Genomic DNA, 13,465 nt, shown 5'->3' on the forward strand with positions numbered 1-13,465 from the left:
GAACGCGTGAGCCTCCGCACCCCTGCACGAAGCGCGCGCAGTCCAGGTCAGGCGTCATTCACCGGGGTGACGCTCGCGTGCATCCTTGTTACGCGTGCACCCGCACAACACATCAAGAACGCTACGCGCCGGTACTGGATCGGCAGACGAGTCGATCGTTCCCTATACCAGGTCAATCGCGCACCAGGCCAGTCGCGCGCGGCCGCATCGCGCGGCGGACCGGTCATCCTGATGGCCTGGATGCTGTCGCCCGGCGTCGGCGCACACCGGATCCGTGCGCGACGGCGCTGGAGGGCCGGACGTCATCTGGTGGACCGACGCGCCTAGAACACCGAGAGCCCGGTCATGCGCGTGAACCGGTGCAGGGCGTACCGACCCAGCAATGAATTGCCCTTGTCGTCCAGCCCCGGCGACCAGACGCATATGCCCATCACGTGCGGCACCACCGCGACGATGCCGCCGCCGACGCCGCTCTTCGCCGGCAGTCCCACGTAGTAGGCGAAATCCCCCGCGGCGTCGTAGGTGCCGGCGGTCATCATCACCGAGTTGATGCGGGTGGCGCCTTCGGCGCTGGTGACCTGCACCCCGGACGTGGCGCAGTGGCCCGCGTCGGCGAGGTACTGCACGCTGCGCGCCAGGTCCACGCAGTCCATGCGCAGCGAGCACTGCAGGTAGTAGAAGGCGAGCACGTCGTCGACGGAGTTCTCGAGGTTGCCGTAGCTGCGGATGAAGTTCGCCATGGCGACGTTGCGGTGGCCGCTTTCGCGCTCGGACTTCGCCACCACCTCGTCGGAACCGATCTCCGGGTTGCCGGAACGCGTGCGCATGAATCCGATGAGCGTCGCTTCCGCGTCGTCGTAGCTCGAGAGCACGACGTCGGCCGTGACCAGCGCGCCGGCATTCATGAACGGGTTGCGGGGGATGCCCTTCTCGTACTCCAGCTGCACCAGCGAGTTGAACGGATCGCCCGAGGGTTCGCGATCGACCCGTTTCCACAGCTCGTCCCCCACCGCCGACAGCGCCAGCGTGAGCGTGTACACCTTGGACACGCTCTGGATCGAGAACCGCTCCCGTGCATTGCCCACCGCATGGATCTTGCCGTCGGGCAGCGCGAGCGCCATGCCGAAGCGGTCCTTCGGCACCTCCGCCAGCGAGGGAATGTAGTCGGGGAGCTTGCCCTCGCCGAAGCGCTGCCGCACGTCCTCGTTGATGGTGCCCAGAATGTCGTCGAGGTCGTGACGGCTGAGATCGTGCGGGTTCTGCGGCGGCTTGCGCATGCGGCTCCGGTCGGGCGGGCGGTGGGCGGCCCAGCCTAGGCCCCGCGCCCGTAAGACCGCGTCAGGCCCGCTGGCGCGCCGCTAGCCGTAGCGCTGGCGATGGCGTTCCAGCGTGCGCGACACCTTCCCCAGGGCCGACTCCACCTCGGCCGCGAAGCCGCCTTCGGGGAGTTCGCGCACCGCCGAATGGGCGGCGCAGACCACGCGGGTATCGGCCCAGCGCGTCGCCAACGTCCGCGCCCACTCCGCGTAGGCCGCGGCGGCGCCGGCCTGCGGCCGGAGCGCCTTCGCCAGCATGGGGTGCATGCGCAGGCGCGACACCGGCAGCAGGCGGCGCAGCACGCCCGGCGCCGCCAGCACGTTGAACGTGTCGTCCACGTGGACGACCCGGCTGCGGCGTTCGCGGACCAGCACGGAAGCTACGTGCACGCGCGGATCGGGGCAGACGAAGTCCACGCCGTCGGGCACCGAGAGATCGAACAGGTCGGCCAGCGGATGTTCCTCGCCCCAGGTCTCCACGGGCGGCCCGGTCCACGGCAGCGCGGGCGCCCGCTCGCGGTGGCGGGCCGTTCCGTACAGCGTCGCCTTCGGGAACAACCGTCGGGTGGGTTCGACGTGCAGGGTATGGAACGGGTGCACGTGCACCACGGCCGCGACCTGTTCGCCGTTCTCTGTCAGCGCCATCAGCTCGGCCTGCTGCGCCCCGTCGAGCGGACAGCCGTCGACCACGACGAAACGACCGTCGCCTCGCCGTACCAGCGACATCTGCGTACCCACGTCGAGGATCCCGGCGATGCGATGCGAGCCGCGGAAGTTCCAGAACGTCTCGGAGAGCCTGGCCATCGGCACAGCTTAGGCACGCCGCGTGAAGGGGCGGCGAGGCCGGAAGGCGCCGCCCGGCAGCGGCCCACCCCCTAGCCAGTCCCGCCCTGCCGCGATGGCACGACCGATGCGTTGCGCCGGCGTGGCCCATCCGCCGCGACGTGACGGTCCGCCGTCGTGTCCACGCATCGCCACGCCCGCACCGGCATTCACGGGAACTTGCCGCGGCGGCGCCCACAGTCGCTGCCGTGGGCGTCGCGACGCACCGCCTGCCCCCTCCCCGTCCGACCACCGCCGCCCGACCCGAGCCACGCCATGCACGACAAGGACTACTGCGAGACCGCCCTGTTCGAACTCGCCGAAGAGCTCGAGCGCATGTCGGGGAAAGCCGACGCGAAAGTCGATATGGCGGCGACCCTGAGCCACGCCGAAGCGACGCTCATGCGCCTGACCGAACCGGACCTCCACGAATGGCTGTGCGCGCGGTTCGAAGCCCTGGCCGAACGGCACGACATCGTCGCCCACTGCGCGCATGCGCGTGCCAGTCGACGCGCTGGCGAAGATGCGCAGGCGCCTGCGTCCGCCCCCTGAGCCGGCGCCCCGTGGTTCAGCGCGCCGACGTTGGACGCGTCCCGCGCTGACGCGGACTGCGCCGACGCGCGAGGCGGCCGCGCCCCTGCGCGCGACGCGGATACGGGCGCTCAGGCCGCCAGCGATGCCCAGGTCGCGTCCGGCACGACGTCCAGCCGCTCCAGCGCCGGACGCCCGAACAGATATCCCTGGAACAGGTCGATCCCGAGTCCGCGCAACGTGCGGTACTCGTCCGCCGTCTCGACCCCTTCGGCCAGCAGCGTCGACCCCACCCGGTTGCCGATACCCGTCACGCCCGCGACGATGGCCTGCCGCACCGGGTCCGCGTCGATCCCGCGCACCAGGCCCATGTCGAGTTTGATCAGGTCCGGCTGGAAGGCGACCAGGGACGACAGGCCCGCGTAGCCGGCGCCGAAATCGTCGATCGCGGTCTGGAAGCCGCGGTTGCGGTAGTCGCGGAAGATGCGCGAGACATGCGCCTGGTCGGTCACCTGTTCCGACTCGGCCGCCTCGAACACCAGCTTGTCGGTCGGAAAGCCCGACATCTGGGCCGCCTGCAGCGTGAGGCGAATGCAGGTTTCCGGCTGGTACACCGCGTTCGGGAAGAAGTTGATGAACAGGCGCTCGCGCAGCCCGAGTCCGGCCGCGGTGACGATCGCCTTGACCCGGCAGGTCTGGTCGAACCGGTACAGCTGCTCTGGCTGCACGCGCGCCAGCACTTCGCCCGCACCCCCGCCGTCGACCGTGCGCACCAGCGCCTCGTAGCCGTAGATCGTGCGGTCGCGCGCATCCACGATCGGCTGGAACGCCATCCGCACTTCGAAGTCGAGGCGCTGGTCGCCCTCGCACGACGCGCAGGCGCGCGGCGTCGGGGTCTGTCCGAAGAACTGGTGCAGGTACATGGAACTCCTCGAGGCGCGCCGCCCGGCCATGGTAGCGCTGCGGGCTTTCGATCGATAACGGCGCCCGCTCAGGTCCCTGAAGCGCTGGCGTGGGCGGCGTACCCCGGCCTGTCGCGCGGCTGGCGGATGGAGGGTTGCGCGTGCGCGAGCGCCCTGTCCCCGCCGCCGGGATGGTTCAACCGGTGCCGGGCGGAGCCGTCATCGCCGAATAGCGACGCTGCATGTCCTCGGGCGAGACGTCCTCGATGCTGTGGCCGATGTTCCAGCGGTGCCCGAACGGGTCGACGATCACGCCGGAGCGTTCGCCGTAGAACGCGTCGGCCGGCGCCATGAGCAGGGTGGAGCCGGCATCGACGGCCCGCGCGATCACGGCGTCGGCATTGTCCACGTGCAGGTGCATCGTGGTGCTGTAGCCGTGGCCGGCCGCGGGCCGGCGGATGTCCAGTTCGGGAAATTCGTCGCACAGCATCAGCGTGGTGCCGTCGATGTCCACTTCCGCGTGGCCGATGCGGCCGCCGGGTTCGACCAGGCGGAACCGCTCCGTCCCGCCGAACACGCCGCAATAGAACTCGATGGCGCGCGCCGTGTCGGCCACGCACAGGTAGGGGTACAGCGCCTGTCCGGTCATGGGAGTCTCCCTGGAATGCGTGGGCGCACTGTGTTTCAGCGGCCGGCCGAGGGTCTTGTACGGAACTGACCTGCGCCGGAGCCCGATCCCGGCCGGTGATCGCCGGCATGTTCGCGCCGCCAGGCCTGCGGGGTGGTCGCCGCGAATTCCCGGAACTCGCGACTGCAGTGCGCCTGGTCGCTGTAGCCGGCGGCCAGCGCCAGGTCCGCCAGCGGCTGGTCGCCGCCCTCCTGCAGCGACTGCACCAGCGAGCGGAAGCGGTGCAGGCGCGCGTAGCGCTTGGGCGACAGGCCCGTCGCTTCGCGGAAGCGCGCGATGAAGTGGCGCTGGCTGACGCCCGACAGCGCCGGCAGGCGCCCCGCCGCAGGGCTGGCGTGGATCAGCGCCAGCGTCGCGGCGACCGCGGGATGCATGCCACGGGGGCGAAGCCGCGACAGCAGGGCCGCTTCCAGCACGGCAAGACGCGCGTACGGTGCGGTCGCGTCGTGCAGCGCGTCCCGCAACCGGTCGGCATCGCCGCTCCAGATCGCACCCAGCCCGGCGTGACGCCCGGCGAGGTCATGCGCGGACACGCCGAACAGGGCCAGGGCGGCACCAGGCCGCAGCTGCGCACCGACGGTGAGCGTCGCGACGTCCGCGTCCTTCCAGTACGGCGACACCTGCAGCCCCGCGACCAGCGCATCGCCCGTGCCGAGGGCGGCGGGCGCGGCCACGCCGTCGTAGATCCGCACCGGTCCGCCCACAAGCCGCACCGCGAGATGCATCTGGCCGGACGGGAGCACGCACTCGCGGTCCGCGCCCGGCGCCCGCACGCCGAGCCAGAGGCTGGAGACGTAAGGCCGCAGCCGCGGGTCCGGGGTGAGGGTCAGGCGCATGTGCGGACCATAGCGCCACCGGCGGGTGTGCGCATGCGCCAGGTGTCCGCGACGCCCGCTCAGGGTTCGTGTCGGCCCGTGGACGTGCGGTTGCCCGGGTAGCGCCGCGCCAGCGGAAACTCCGGCAGCCACGCCTCCCGGCGCACGGTCCAGAGTTCGTAGGTCGGCGCCAGCCGGTCGATCTCGTCCAGTGCGCCCAGGTGCAGTTCGACCTCGTCGCCTGTGATCGAGAACACCGATGAACCGCAATGCGGACAGAAATGGCGGTTGGCGTAGTGGTGGGTGCTGCCCGTGATCTGCACCGCATCCACCGGGAACATCGCCGTGGCCAGGAACAGTGCGCCGTGATGCTTGCGGCAGTCCATACAGTGGCACAGCCCGACGCGATTAGGCGCTCCTTGGGCGACGACGCGAACATCGCCGCACAGGCATCCAGCTTCGAACCGTGGCATAGGCGTCTCCCTTGCGATGCGGGCGAGCATGACGGCCGGGGCGTGACGCGCGCGTCGGGCGCCTGGCAGGCGGGCGCGCCGGATCCGTGCGTCCGCCGCTATTCCACCACGCCAGCGCCCATCGCGGCGTCGACCTGCCCCCATCCCGCCCCGCCGGGGGCGGCGAAGGCACGCGGCTCGCCGGTCAGCGGATCGTCGAAGGCCAGCGTGTGCGCGAACAGCTGCAGTGCGTGTTCCGGGTCGTCGGCGCGGGGATCGCTCAGCGCCGGATAGCAGCGGTCGTTCCGGATCGGCGCGCCCAGTGCTGCCATGTGCACCCGCAGCTGGTGCTTACGGCCGGTGGCCGGCTCGAGCCGATAGATCCAGGCGTCGCGGCCGCGAACGGCCACGTCGATGCGCGTCTCGCTGTTCGCCGGACCCGGCACTTCGCGCATGCGGAAGAACGGCGCGCCGCGTTCCAGCCGGCTGCGATGCACATGCGGGAACGCCAGCGCCGGAAGCGGCGGCGCCACCGTCAGGTACCGCTTGCGGATGCGCCGTTCCCGGAACAGCGCCTGGTAGGCGCCGCGGCTTGCCGGATCGGCCGAGAACAGCACCAGGCCCGCGGTGTCGCGGTCGATCCGGTGCAGCGGCACCAGCGCCGGGTTGTCGAGCCTGCGCACCAGCCGCGCCAGCAGGGTTTCGCGCACCCATGCGCCGGTGGGGGCCACCGGCAGGAAGTGCGGCTTGCAGGCCACCACCAGGTGGGCGTCGGCATGCACGATCGTCTCGGCGAACGGGACCGCCGGTTCGTCGGGCACTTCGCGGAAGTACGTGATCTCGGCGCCGCAGCGGTAGGGCGCATCCTCGGCGAGCGGCTGCCCGTCCGCCCCGAGTACGCGCCCGCGCGCGAACCTTCCGCGCCAGGTGGCCGCATCGATCGCCGGGAACCTGGCGCACAGCGCGTCCAGCACGGTGGTCCAGGGGCCCGGCGGAAGCTGCAGCCGGCTGGCAGGAACGCCGTCGGTGGAGACGTGTGGGGGTCGGAGCACGGCGTCAGGATAGCGGCCGCGCCACGGGGCGGTGGCCCGCACGCTCATTCCCGCGTCGCGCCCGCCCCGGGACCGGCTTCCATGGCCTGCGAGCGCTGCGGCGTCTCGATCAGCTCATCCACCCGATAGCCCATCGCGCGCGCCTGCTCCACCAGCTGCGCGCGGACCGACGGGTCCAGCTGCGGCGTGCGCGAGAGGATCCACAGGTAATCCGCGTCGGGCGCGCCCACCATCGCCCACTGGTACGCCGCCTCGTCCAGCGCGATCACCCAGTAGTCGCCCCACACGAGCGGCAACCACGACAGCCAGTGTGGCGCGAACCGCACCTCCAGCGTCGATGAGCGGCCGTCGACGGTGCGCGCAACGCCGCGTGCCTCCTCGAAGCCGCCTTCGCGGGTACGGCACCGGTTCACCACGTCCAACGTGCCGTCTTCGTTCGCGCGATAGGTCGCCGTGGTATCGGCAACGCACTGGCGCTGGAACACCATCGGCAGGTGTGCCTGCTCGTACCAGGTGCCCGCGTAGCGCGCGAGGTCGACGGTCTCGACCGGTACGTTCGGCACTTGGGCAGGCGCCTCCGCAGTTGCGACGCCGGCGACGTGGACCAGAACGGCCGCGAGGGCGAAGCGGATCGGGAGACGGCGCATCGGCACGGGCTCGGGGCGAGGGGGCGCGTAGCGTGCCGCGGCCCCGGTCGGGACTGCGTGAGGCCCTTGCCGCCAGGTCAGCACACGCGCATCGCCGTGTCAGCGCTCGACGCGTTCGAAGCTGATGATGCTGCGCGACTCGCCCTCGTCCGCCCAGTTGGGCATCACGCGCCAGGGCGTGAGCACGGCGAGCCGGTCTCCGTCGAGCGTGAACTGGCGTCGCTGCTCGGTGCCGACCCATGCCGGGTTCCAGGCCACGTCGACCTCGGTCACCCAGTCGTCGCCCTCGATGCGGTAGCGCCCGGTGTAGGCGATCAGCGTTTCGAGCAGCCGGGCCATCTCGGCATCGCTGTCGCCCGGGACGCGGCCGTCGCCGGTCAGCATGAACCAGACCCGCCCTTCGAGGCTGAAGATCGTGTAGCCCGTCGGGTGGGCGCCCATCGCAGGAAAGCGCCGGCCACTTGTGCGCACCTCCACTTCGTAGGACACGAGCCGCCACGTACCGGTGATGGTGGCTGCATCCCCATCGCCCCGCGGTGCCGCATGCGGCGCGCTGACCGGCGGGTGCGATGTCATGCGACGCGTCCTTCGCCGCGAGCGTCGGGCGGAGGCGTGATCCCGATGCCGGCGCAGCCGCGGCGCTGGAGAAACGTCTTGCGCATGCGGCTACCCTAGCGGCGGGCGCGTCAACGCGCCGTGGCCGGCACCACCGGACATGCTCGAACCGGCCGGCGCGTTCGCCAACGCGTCGGGCCGGGCCCAAGCATCCGTCGTCGCTGCGAGGAAATCGCATGCGCCACGCGATGCCATCGGCTCAATCGCCCTCCGCCGCGGCCTCCCGGCCCTGCTGCCGGATCAGGGCCTCCTCGCGCGCGTCGTTGATGGCGTGTCGCACGCCGTCGAGGTCGGGCGCCGATTCGTCGTGCGCGAAGGTGCCGGTCAGTTCGGTATCCGGTCGCAGCTCGCCGGCCTCGTACAGCGCCCACATCTCCTCGCCGTACCAGGTGTCCAGCAGCTCCGGCGCCCACGCGCCGAGGCTGGCGGTGAGGTTGTTCACGTCGCGCAGCAGCATCGTGCGCGCGGCGTTGTTGCCCGCGGCGCTGACCACCTGCGGCAGGTCGATGATCACCGGCCCGTCCGGCGCGACCAGCACGTTGTACTCGGACAGGTCGCCGTGGATCAGGCCGGCGCACAGCATCTTCACCACCTGCCGCACCAGGAAGCGATGGAACCCGCGCGCCTGGTCCGGCGACAGCTCCACCTCGCCCAGCCGCGGCGCGGAATGGCCATCGGCATCGACCACCAGCTCCATGACCAGTACGCCGTGGAAGTAGCCGAAGGGCTCAGGCACGCGCACGCCGGCATCGCGCAGCTGGTAGAGCGCGTCGACCTCGGTGTTCTTCCACTCCGCTTCCTGCTGCCGCCGCCCGTACTTGCTGGCCTTGGCGATCGCGCGCGCCTCGCGGCTGCCGCGCACCTTTCGCCCTTCCTGGTACTGCACGCGCTGCTGGAAGCTGCGCTGCGCCATGTCCTTGTAGACCTTGGCGCAGCGGATCTCGCCGCCCGCGCTGACCACGTACACGGCCGCTTCCTTGCCGCTCTTGAGCGGTCGCATCACGGCGTCGATCACGCCATCGTCGATCAGCGGCTGCAGGCCGGGCGGGGTCTTCATGTCACCTCGATCAGGGGGCGCGCCGTGCGGCACACCGGGTGCCGCGGCGATCGCAGGGCGCCTAGAGTGCACGATCGCTACACTGCCTGTCCTGAACTGCATGGCTGGCGCGATGTCCGAACCGGTTCGACTGGCCAAGCGCGTGGCCGCGCTCGCCCGCTGCCCGCGCAGCGAGGCCGAGCAGTACATCAAGGGCGGGTGGGTCCGCGTGGACGGTGTCGTGGTCGAGGATCCCGCGCTCGCGGTCCGGGACGAGACCGTGGTCGAGCTCGATCCCGATGCGCGCCTGGACGCCGTCGAACCCGCCACCGTGCTGCTGCACAGGCCCGCGGGGTTCGACGCGGGGCGCGACCCCGCCGCCTTAGCCGCGCTCGTCCGGCCCGACACGCGCTGGATCGACGATCCGTCCGGAGTGCGTCCGCTGCAGCGCCACTTCCATCGCCTCACGCCGCTGGTGCCGCTGGACGCCGACGCCAGCGGCCTGGTGGTGCTGAGCCAGGACGGTCGCGTGTGGCGCCGCCTCACCGAGGACCTGCAGGGCATCGAACAGGAGTTCGTGGTCGAGGTGGCCGGCGAGATCGCCCCCTACGGCCTGGCCAGGCTCAGGCACGGGCTGTCGTACCGCGGGCGCGCCCTGCCGCCGTGCCAGGTCAGCTGGCAGAACGAGGTGCGCCTGCGGTTCGCGCTCAAGGGCGTGCAGCCCGGCCAGCTGCGCGACGTGTGCCGGCAGGTGGGCCTGGAGGTGGTGGCGATCCGGCGGCTGCGCATCGGCCGGGTGCCCTTGGCGAAGATGCCGGTCGGGGCGTGGCGCTACCTGCCGGTCGGCGAGCGCTTCTGACCCGTCCTCCAAGGTTCGGATGCGCATCGGGCCGTGGAGTCCCCTCCGGCCAGGCACCCCGACCCTGCATTCGCCACCATCCAAACCCATGCGTCCCCGCCCCGCGGCGGGACGCCACGGCCGGCCGCCGCCAGCCGTGGCACCGTCCTAGAGACGCCGCCAGGGACAGTCGGATCCCGGGCTGCATCATGCAGCGACGGCTGCCTGCGGGTACCGTCGCGCGTCCGCTGAAGGCTGCGGGCCACCGGTCCGGAAACGCGACACGCCTGCGCGCAGGTCCTGTGCCTGCTGCTCCATCGAACGGGCCGCAGCGGAGGCTTGCTCCACCAGCGCAGCGTTCTGCTGGGTGCCCTCGTCGATCTGCGCGATCGACTGGCTGACCTGCTCGATGCCGATGGCCTGCTCCTGGGACGCGGCCGAGATCTCGGCGATGATCCCGCTCACGCGCTGGACCGCGGCGACCACGCGCTCCATCGACGTGCCGGCCTCGCCCACCAGCGCCGATCCGGCGCCGATGTCGTGCACAGACGTCTCGATCAGATGCTTGATCTCCCTCGCCGCCGTCGCCGAGCGCTGCGCGAGCGACCGCACCTCCGCCGCGACGACGGCGAAACCCCTGCCCTGCTCCCCCGCACGCGCAGCCTCGACCGCGGCGTTGAGCGCGAGGATGTTGGTCTGGAACGCGATGCCGTCGATCACCGAAATGATCTCGGAAATCCGTCGCGAGGACTGTTCGATCTGGCCCATCGTCGCCACCGCCTTGCCCATGACCTGCCCCCCGTCCGACGCCAGCGACGAGGCGTCCGCGGCGTGGCGATCCGCCTGGCGCGCGGCGGCGGCATTCTGCTGGACGGTGGCGGTGAACTGTTCCATCGTCGCCGCGGTCTCCTCCAGGCTGGCGGCCTGCTGCTCGGTGCGGCGAGCCAGGTCCGCGTTGCCGGCCGAGATTTCCGCTGCGGCCAGGTTGATCGAGCCGGTGGCGTCCTGGATGCCGCCGACGATGGTCCTGAGCTGGCGTACCGTGGCGTTGGCATCGTCGCGCATGCGCGCGAAGACGCCATGGAAATCGCCCTGCATCTCGCGCGTCAGGTCGCCGTCGGCGACCGAGCGGAGCACCTGCGACAGGCTCGAGAGGTTCGCGTCGGCCGTCTCCATCAGCTGGTTGAGGCTGGCGATCATGGCCTGGAAATCGTACTCGTACGCCTGCGCATCGCCGCGCTGGGAAAAGTCGCCCGCCGCCGACGCAGCCGCCAGTCGCCTGATGTCGGCGTTGATCGCCTGCAGGTTGCGCTTGGCTTCGTCCATCGCCCGGGTCAGGACCGCCTTCTCGCCGGGAAGCACGTCCATGTCGACCGACAGATCGCCGACCGCGTAGCGCTGGATCACTTCGACGAGTCGCATCTTGACCTGGATGTGCGCTGCGACCAGCGCATTGGTGCCCCGCACCATCTCTGCGAACCCGCCGGGGAAGGCGGTTTCGTCGCACCGGTAACTGATCGTCCCCGCCTCGTGCCGGGCCGCCATCTCGCGCTGCGAGGCGACGACGCGACGTACCGTGGACTGCATCGCGTCCATGCTGCGGAACAACTGGCCGATCTCATCGCGCGCGTGCTCGGGAATCGGGTTGTCGAGCTCACCGCCGGCGATGCGCGACGCGATCCTCGCGGCTTCGCGGATGCCCTGGGAGAGTTTGCGCACGGTGTACCAGGACACGGCCACGATCAGGCCCGTCACCAGCAGCGCCAGGGCGAGTCCCCAGCCCATGCGCTGGCGTGCATTCGCCAGGTGCAGTCCGGATTGCCGCTGCAGTTCGGCCAGGGCCGCCTCGCGGCTGGCATCCAGCCTGCCCGACAGCTCCGACAGCAGTGGCGCGGGGGCCTGCGGGTCCGAAAGGGCGGGCGCATCGCGCAGGGCGGCGTGAGCGGCGTGGAGGGCCGCGCCGGCATCGGGCCGCAGCGCGAGCGCCTTGTCCACTTCGCGCACATACACCTGCAGCGTTCCGGCGAGCTGGTGGCGCAGCGTCGCGCGCATGCCGTCCTCGACGTCTGCACCGCGCTGGCGGATATCGCTCAGCAGGGCGGCGAGCGCACGGCCCGCCTCGGGCTGTGCGCGCGTGGCCCCGATCACCAGGTGATAGCTGTCGACGTGCGGTGTGTACACCAGCGCGCTTTCATCGCGCAGCGTGTCGAGTGCGACCAGTGCCTGCGCGGCATGCCCGAGCAGCGCCGGGTCGTCCGGCGCGGACGCCTGCACGGAGGGCCACTGCTGTGCGAGCGCGGCCAGCTGCTGGCGGCTGGCGACAAGGTGGGGCTGGGACGATACCCGGGCGAGCGTGTCGGCATACAGCGGAGCGAGGTCTCGCGTGGCGTCGGGACCCGCGGGGTCGAGCGCGCCCAGCCGCAGGTTCAGCGCGGCCACCAGCTCCAGCATCGAGCCCAGGGGCGCCATGCTGTCGAGTTCGGTACGGCTGACGGCGTGTGCCGCCCGGAGCTGCGAGAGATACAGCGCGGATGGCACGAGGATGCCGAAGGTGGACAGACAGCAGACCAGCGTGAGCTTGAACGCCGCACTGCGGTCGTTCCATACGGTAAGCAGGGTCTTCATGCGGGCGGGAACGATGGTCGACCCGGATCGGATCGCGCTGTTTAGCGGCGCGACCCGGCCAAACTGAGCCGACCCGATCTCATCCCTTCGTCGGGGGTGGGTCCCACGAGCGCGACAGGCATTGCGTGCCGCCACACACGGCGCCCGGAACGTCGATCAAGTGCTTGATCCTGCTCGCCCGGAGCCTCCCCTCCAACCCATCCAGCACCTGCGCGGGGGAACCGCCGTTCGTCGGAAAGGCACCCGCGCACCCGGGGTCGATCCGCATTCCCCCGTCAGGCACCGGCGGCGCGGCATCACCCGGGCCCGTCGATCCGCCGGTACAGCGCCTTGGCGACCTGGTGCGCGCCATAGGCCATCAGTCCGACCGCCACCGCGACCAGCAGCCAGCCGTGGCCCAGCATCCGCAGCACGTCCTCGGTGCCGGCCGCCGCATCGCTGCGGAATTCACGCCCGGCCACGAACACGAACCAGCCGATCGGCAGCAGCACCACGCCTCGCGCGGCCGTGCCGACGCGCCCGAGCAGATGCACGCCGCGCGACACCCGCACATCGGCGCCGGCCATCTTGCGGTCGACATCGCCGGTCCAGGCCTTGCGGAGCTGGTGCAGGCCGTAGCCCATCACCCCGATCCCGACCAGCATCACCAGCCAGGCGCCCAGCGGCTGCTCCAGCAGGGTACGGATCCAGAGTTCCCGGCCTTCGCCCGCATCGCCGCCGTCGCTCGCGCCGCGCGACAGGCGCCACGCCGTCCACGCCAGCGATCCGTAGATCACCGCGCTCAGGCCGTAGAACGCGCGCATCGCCCAGCGCTTCGCGTCCGATCCGCGCGGATGCTCCGGATCCAGCACCGCCTGCACGACGCGCCAGAGCACATGGCACAGCAGCCCGGCCGCGACCAGCACGAGCATGAGGCTGCCGCCGCGTTCGTCGGTCAGTTCGGCCAGCGCTCCGGAGGCGCCCTCCGGGCTGCCCGCCTCCATCGCCGCGCGGAGCGCGATCCAGCCGACCAGGCCGTACACCACGCCCTTGGCCGCATAGCCGAGCCTGGCCAGCGGCGGCACCCAGCCGGCCACTTCGCGCGCCGTGCGCGCACCCGCCACGTCGAGATCCATCCTGCACTCCC

Annotated in this window: 14 protein-coding genes; 2 read left to right on the top strand and 12 right to left on the bottom strand. The window is 71.3% G+C overall.

All coding sequences use genetic code 11. From position 1 onward, the window contains the following. Nucleotides 1-323: 323 nt before the first annotated feature. Both QFW80_RS01570 and QFW80_RS01575 read right to left on the bottom strand, forming a co-directional pair. Nucleotides 324-1,277: a glutaminase gene (locus tag QFW80_RS01570; RefSeq protein WP_280599255.1), complete on the bottom strand. Its 954-nt coding sequence runs from the start codon at nucleotides 1,275-1,277 to the stop codon at nucleotides 324-326. Nucleotides 1,278-1,358: 81 nt separating this feature from the next. After that, nucleotides 1,359-2,120 (bottom strand): hypothetical protein, encoded by a 762-nt coding sequence (locus QFW80_RS01575; RefSeq protein ID WP_280599256.1) that lies wholly within the window; start codon nucleotides 2,118-2,120, stop codon nucleotides 1,359-1,361. A gap of 294 nt (nucleotides 2,121-2,414) precedes the next feature. Between QFW80_RS01575 and QFW80_RS01580 the strand changes: the two genes are divergently transcribed. Continuing rightward, entirely contained in the window at nucleotides 2,415-2,690 is a 276-nt protein-coding gene (locus QFW80_RS01580; RefSeq protein ID WP_280599258.1) for a hypothetical protein, read from the top strand. A 110-nt stretch (nucleotides 2,691-2,800) separates the two neighbouring features. Here the strand turns inward: QFW80_RS01580 and QFW80_RS01585 are convergent, their stop codons facing one another. From QFW80_RS01585 to QFW80_RS01620, 8 genes are all read right to left on the bottom strand, one after another. Then, on the bottom strand, nucleotides 2,801-3,592 hold the full coding sequence (locus tag QFW80_RS01585) for an EAL domain-containing protein (RefSeq protein WP_425603481.1): 792 nt from the start codon (nucleotides 3,590-3,592) through the stop codon (nucleotides 2,801-2,803). Between the two features lie 175 nt (nucleotides 3,593-3,767). Next, nucleotides 3,768-4,220, bottom strand: a complete 453-nt coding sequence (locus tag QFW80_RS01590; protein WP_280599259.1) for a VOC family protein — start codon at nucleotides 4,218-4,220, stop codon at nucleotides 3,768-3,770. Nucleotides 4,221-4,255: 35 nt separating this feature from the next. Then, nucleotides 4,256-5,095 carry an AraC family transcriptional regulator gene (locus tag QFW80_RS01595; RefSeq protein WP_280599261.1) on the bottom strand — a complete coding sequence of 280 codons (840 nt, stop codon included), beginning with the start codon at nucleotides 5,093-5,095 and terminating at the stop codon, nucleotides 4,256-4,258. A 59-nt stretch (nucleotides 5,096-5,154) separates the two neighbouring features. Next, nucleotides 5,155-5,691 carry a GFA family protein gene (locus tag QFW80_RS17635; protein WP_486624497.1) on the bottom strand — a complete coding sequence of 179 codons (537 nt, stop codon included), beginning with the start codon at nucleotides 5,689-5,691 and terminating at the stop codon, nucleotides 5,155-5,157. After that, complete coding sequence (locus QFW80_RS01605) at nucleotides 5,646-6,626, bottom strand: pseudouridine synthase (RefSeq protein WP_425603482.1); 981 nt, start codon at nucleotides 6,624-6,626, stop codon at nucleotides 5,646-5,648. Before QFW80_RS01605 ends, QFW80_RS17635 begins: the two co-directional genes overlap by 46 nt. After that, on the bottom strand, nucleotides 6,623-7,225 hold the full coding sequence (locus tag QFW80_RS01610; RefSeq protein ID WP_280599266.1) for a lipocalin family protein: 603 nt from the start codon (nucleotides 7,223-7,225) through the stop codon (nucleotides 6,623-6,625). The genes QFW80_RS01605 and QFW80_RS01610 overlap by 4 nt, the downstream gene beginning before the upstream one ends. Nucleotides 7,226-7,324: 99 nt before the next feature. Next, nucleotides 7,325-7,801: a lipocalin-like domain-containing protein gene (locus tag QFW80_RS01615; protein ID WP_280599268.1), complete on the bottom strand. Its 477-nt coding sequence runs from the start codon at nucleotides 7,799-7,801 to the stop codon at nucleotides 7,325-7,327. A 238-nt stretch (nucleotides 7,802-8,039) separates the two neighbouring features. Continuing rightward, nucleotides 8,040-8,897, bottom strand: coding sequence for a PA4780 family RIO1-like protein kinase (locus QFW80_RS01620; protein WP_280599270.1), 858 nt, complete (start codon nucleotides 8,895-8,897; stop codon nucleotides 8,040-8,042). Nucleotides 8,898-9,009: 112 nt separating this feature from the next. Between QFW80_RS01620 and QFW80_RS01625 the strand changes: the two genes are divergently transcribed. Then, nucleotides 9,010-9,735 (top strand): rRNA pseudouridine synthase, encoded by a 726-nt coding sequence (locus tag QFW80_RS01625; protein ID WP_280599272.1) that lies wholly within the window; start codon nucleotides 9,010-9,012, stop codon nucleotides 9,733-9,735. Between the two features lie 186 nt (nucleotides 9,736-9,921). On the opposite strand, the gene QFW80_RS01630 is transcribed toward QFW80_RS01625, so the two are convergent. Further along, complete coding sequence (locus tag QFW80_RS01630) at nucleotides 9,922-12,339, bottom strand: methyl-accepting chemotaxis protein (protein WP_280599905.1); 2,418 nt, start codon at nucleotides 12,337-12,339, stop codon at nucleotides 9,922-9,924. A gap of 296 nt (nucleotides 12,340-12,635) precedes the next feature. Beyond that, entirely contained in the window at nucleotides 12,636-13,454 is an 819-nt protein-coding gene (locus QFW80_RS01635; protein WP_280599276.1) for a DUF1206 domain-containing protein, read from the bottom strand. Between the last annotated feature and the right edge of the window lie 11 nt (nucleotides 13,455-13,465).

Origin of the sequence: Luteimonas rhizosphaericola (genome assembly GCF_029888045.1) — a bacterium.
Lineage (GTDB): Bacteria > Pseudomonadota > Gammaproteobacteria > Xanthomonadales > Xanthomonadaceae > Luteimonas > Luteimonas rhizosphaericola.